Origin of the sequence: Sandarakinorhabdus oryzae (assembly GCF_009733735.1) — a bacterium.
GTDB classification, from domain to species: domain Bacteria; phylum Pseudomonadota; class Alphaproteobacteria; order Sphingomonadales; family Sphingomonadaceae; genus Sandarakinorhabdus; species Sandarakinorhabdus oryzae.
The window spans coordinates 1-3,375 of sequence record NZ_WNJP01000241.1 but is presented as its reverse complement, the minus strand read 5'-3'; the positions used below and the strand labels follow the sequence as shown (position 1 = coordinate 3,375).

The 3,375-nt window shown below is 67.3% G+C and carries 4 protein-coding genes; all 4 read left to right on the top strand.

All coding sequences use genetic code 11. From position 1 onward, the window contains the following. Positions 1-825, top strand: an 825-nt coding sequence (gene ribD, locus GJ693_RS14900; RefSeq protein ID WP_156257048.1) for a bifunctional diaminohydroxyphosphoribosylaminopyrimidine deaminase/5-amino-6-(5-phosphoribosylamino)uracil reductase RibD, incomplete at its 5' end; no start/stop codon positions are given. Positions 826-834: 9 nt separating this feature from the next. Next, complete coding sequence (locus GJ693_RS14895; RefSeq protein ID WP_156257047.1) at positions 835-1,437, top strand: riboflavin synthase; 603 nt, start codon at positions 835-837, stop codon at positions 1,435-1,437. 54 nt (positions 1,438-1,491) lie between these two features. Continuing rightward, positions 1,492-2,769: a 3,4-dihydroxy-2-butanone-4-phosphate synthase gene (ribB, locus tag GJ693_RS14890; protein WP_156257046.1), complete on the top strand. Its 1,278-nt coding sequence runs from the start codon at positions 1,492-1,494 to the stop codon at positions 2,767-2,769. 9 nt (positions 2,770-2,778) lie between these two features. Beyond that, positions 2,779-3,195: a 6,7-dimethyl-8-ribityllumazine synthase gene (ribH, locus tag GJ693_RS14885; protein WP_156257045.1), complete on the top strand. Its 417-nt coding sequence runs from the start codon at positions 2,779-2,781 to the stop codon at positions 3,193-3,195. The last annotated feature ends 180 nt before the right edge of the window (positions 3,196-3,375 follow it).

Here is a 3,375-nt window from a genome sequence, read left to right as displayed (position 1 = left end):
GGCCGCCCGCATGCCGAAGCCATGGCGCTGGCCGAGGCCGGCGACGCGTCGCGCGGCGCCACCGCCTATGTGACGCTGGAACCCTGCGCCCATGTCAGCCCGCGCGGCCCCGCCTGCGCCGACAGCCTGGTGGCGGCTGGAGTCGCCCGGGTGGTGATCGCCGCACATGATCCCGATCCACGCACCGATGGCGACGGCGTTTCGCGGCTGCAGGCGGCCGGCATTGGCGTCACCAATGGCGTTCGCGCCGCCGAAGCCGAAACGCAACTGGCCGGATTCCTCACGCGGCTGCGGCTGGGCCGTCCGCACATCACGCTGAAACTGGCGGTGTCGCTGGATGGCGCCATCGCCATGGCCGACGGCCGGTCGAAATGGATCACGGGCGAACGGGCGCGGGCAGCCGCCCACCTGGAACGCGCCCGCTGCGATCTGATCGTGGTGGGACGCGGCACCTGGGATGCGGATGTGCCGGCGCTGGATGTGCGCCTGCCCGGACTGGAAGCGCGCAGCCCACGCAGGGGCGTCGTCGGGCGCGGGGATGGCCTGCCGACGCCGGTGGTGCATTTCCCCGATCTTGCCGCGCTCGCCGCAGACCCGGCGCTCTGTGTGCTGGTGGAGGGCGGCATGGGCCTGGCCGCCACCCTGCTCACGGCCGACCTGGTTGATGCGCTGATCCTGATGCGCGCGCCAATCCTTATCGGCGGCGGGCGCACATTGGGCGACATCGGCCTCGCCGATCTGCCCGACGCCCATGGCCGCTGGGCCACCGGGCCGGCGATGACGCTCGGCCCAGACCGCATTGAACGCTACACCCGCATCCGCTAGGCCAGTCCCATGTTCACCGGCATCATCACCGACATTGGCACCATCACCTCGGTCGAGGAGCGCGGCGATATCCGCGTCACCGTCGCCACCGCCTATGACACCAGCGGCATCGCCATCGGCGCGTCTGTGTCGAACAGCGGGGTCTGTCTCACCGTGGTGAGCAAGACGCCCGAAAGCCTGAGCTTCGATGTTTCGGCCGAAACCCGCCGCCGCACCGCCGCCAACATGTGGCAGCAGGGCGCTCGCCTCAATCTTGAGCGCGCACTCAAGGTGGGGGACGAGCTTGGCGGCCACATCGTCACCGGCCATGTCGATGCTGTCGGCACCATCGCCAGTATCGATGCCGAAGGCGATTCGAAGCGCTTCACCTTCCAGATGCCGGCCAGCGTCGCGCCCTATGTGGCGCCCAAGGGCAGCATTTGCCTGAATGGCGTGTCCCTCACCGTCAACGAGGTCAGCGACGATGATCTCGGCCACTGGTTCACCGTCAACATCATCCCGCACACGGCGGAATGGACGACCTTCGGCACCGCCCACGCCGGCGACGAGGTGAACATCGAGATCGACGTGCTGGCCCGCTACCTGTTCCGGATGAACCAGCTCAAGTCTTGACAGCAGAATGTGATGAGCGCATGGCCGCCTCACATTCTGATGTGAGGCGCTGTGATGAGCGAGTCCCTGATTGCCCGGTTGCGTGACCTTGTCGCCAGCGGCGAGGAGTCGAAGGCCGGCATGGCCCGCGCTGCCGGCCTGCATGCCAACAGCCTGCGCGCACTCGACGAGGCCGACTGGAACCCCACCACCGACACGCTGCGCAAGCTGGAAGCCTGGCTCGCCGACCGCAACGCCGGTCCAGCGCTTTCCAGCATCGAGGAGATCATCGACGAGGCCCGCAACGGCCGCATGTATATCCTGGTCGACGATGAAGACCGCGAGAACGAGGGCGACCTGATCATCCCCGGCCAGATGGCGACGCCCGATGCCATCAATTTCATGGCCAAATATGGCCGCGGCCTGGTCTGCCTGGCCATGGCCAGCGACCGTGTGAAAGCGCTCGGCCTGCCGCTGATGGCGCAGCACAACGGCACCCGTCACTCGACGGCTTTCACCGTTTCCATCGAGGCCAAGGAAGGCGTCACCACCGGCATTTCCGCCGCCGATCGCGCCCGCACGATCGCGGTTGCCATCGATGCCGCCAAGGGGCCGGAGCATATCGTCTCGCCCGGCCATGTCTTCCCGCTCGTCGCCCGTGACGGCGGCGTGCTGGTGCGCGCCGGCCATACCGAGGCGAGCGTGGACATCAGCCGGCTGGCCGGGCTCAACCCGTCGGGCGTGATCTGCGAGATCATGAACGATGACGGCACCATGGCGCGGCTGCCCGATCTGATCCCGTTCGCCCGCCGCCACGGCCTGAAGATCGGCACCATCCGTGATCTGATCGCCTATCGCCACCGCCACGACCGGCTGGTGAAGTGCGTGGCCGAAACCAAGCTGGAAAGCTGGCACGGCGGCGAATGGCTGGCCAAGACCTATGCCAACACCGCCGAATATGGCGAGCACATGGTGCTGCAGAAGGGCCGCGTCGAGCCCGGCAAGCCCACCCTGGTGCGGGTCCACACCCAGTCGATGTTTACCGACATGTTCGCCGAAAAGGGTGAGCGCGCCGGCCAGTTGCAGCGCGCCATGGACGTGATCGGCGAGGCCGGCGCCGGCGTCATCGTCATCATCCGCGACGGCAGCCCCACCGCCATTTCCGAACAGATGCGCGCCAAGGGCCAGGGCGAACCCATCACCCTGCGCGATTATGGCATCGGCGCACAGATCCTCGTCGATCTCGGCGTCACCGATATGATCCTGCTCACCAACCAGCACCGCAACATTGTCGGCATCGAAGGCTATGGCCTGCATGTCGTCGGCGAACGCGCCATTCCTCCCCGCGCCTGAGGTAAAGCCATGCACATCCTGATCGTCGAAGCCCCCTTCTACACCCATATCGCGGCCATGCAGCGCGACGGCGTCAGCGAGGCGCTGAAGGCCGCCGGCGCGACCTGGGACATCATCACCGTGCCGGGCGCGCTCGAAATCCCCGCCGCGATCGCCTTTGCCGACGCCTCGGGCCAATATGATGGCTATGTCGCATTGGGCTGCGTGATCCGCGGCGAGACCTATCATTTCGAGGTTGTCGCCGGTGAAAGCGCCCGCGCCATCATGGCCCTCACCCTTGACGGCTTTGCCATCGGCAATGGCATATTGACCGTTGAGAACGAAGCCCAGGCCATCGCGCGGGCGGACAAGACCCAAAAGAACAAGGGCGGCGAAGCGGCGGCGGCGGCGCTGGCAATGGTTGCGCTAAAACAGCGCTTTGCATGATTCTGGGCTTTGCGTGACGCCCCGCGTCGTGCCAGCATGGTGGCATGACGCTCGATCCCATCCTCGCCCAGATCCTCAGCCTCAGCCCGCCGGAGCCGGATTATGCCGGCTTCACGGCCAGCGAGGCGCGCGCCGCCATGCAGGCCCGGGTCGGCCCGCTGCTCGCCGCCGCGCCGCTGC

What these genes read in the sequence shown, in the direction of transcription:
- GJ693_RS14895 (WP_156257047.1), top strand. Translation starts at nt 835, where the DNA reads ATGTTCACCGGCATCATCACCGACATTGGCACCATCACCTCGGTCGAG.
- ribB (WP_156257046.1), top strand. Translation starts at nt 1,492, where the DNA reads ATGAGCGAGTCCCTGATTGCCCGGTTGCGTGACCTTGTCGCCAGCGGC.
- ribH (WP_156257045.1), top strand. Translation starts at nt 2,779, where the DNA reads ATGCACATCCTGATCGTCGAAGCCCCCTTCTACACCCATATCGCGGCC.